Origin of the sequence: Flavobacterium amnicola, from assembly GCF_004122165.1 — a bacterium.
GTDB lineage: Bacteria > Bacteroidota > Bacteroidia > Flavobacteriales > Flavobacteriaceae > Flavobacterium > Flavobacterium amnicola.
Map to the genome: position 1 here is coordinate 1 of NZ_SBKO01000020.1, position 430 is coordinate 430.

Here is a 430-nt window from a genome sequence, read left to right on the forward strand (position 1 = left end):
GTTCAGGTCGAGCAGCGGCCGGGCGCCGATGCTGCTCTTGAGAAACAGCGCAACCCGCGCCTTGCAGCTTTGGTTGCGGTCGCCTACCGGCGCCGACTGCGCCGGGTCGATCCACGCCCCCGGGGCCATGCCCGACAGCGGCTGGCCACTGGTCTGGTCGCTGACCTTGAAGCGGATATTGGCGAAGGCGCCTTCCTTCAACTCGCCCCCGGCCAGCGGCCGGGCCTCGAACTCCACGGTCACGCCGTCCCGGCTGAGGCGGTGCAGGGCCTGCGGGTCGGCAGGTTCCTGCAACAGCTCGCGGGGATCGCACCAGAGCTTTTCATACGCCACGCCCAGGCCGATCAGCGCTACCCCCAGCAATACCCCCAAGTAAGCAGGGCGAGTCTTTTTGTTCATGCTCGCGCTCCCCTTCCGTCACTGCGCCGGG

At 68.1% G+C, this 430-nt stretch carries 1 protein-coding gene; it reads right to left on the reverse strand.

Annotated elements, in window-relative coordinates:
* On the reverse strand, positions 1-399 hold a 399-nt coding region (locus EQG63_RS12160; RefSeq protein ID WP_206733273.1), incomplete at its 3' end, for a hypothetical protein.
* Positions 400-430: the final 31 nt, after the last annotated feature.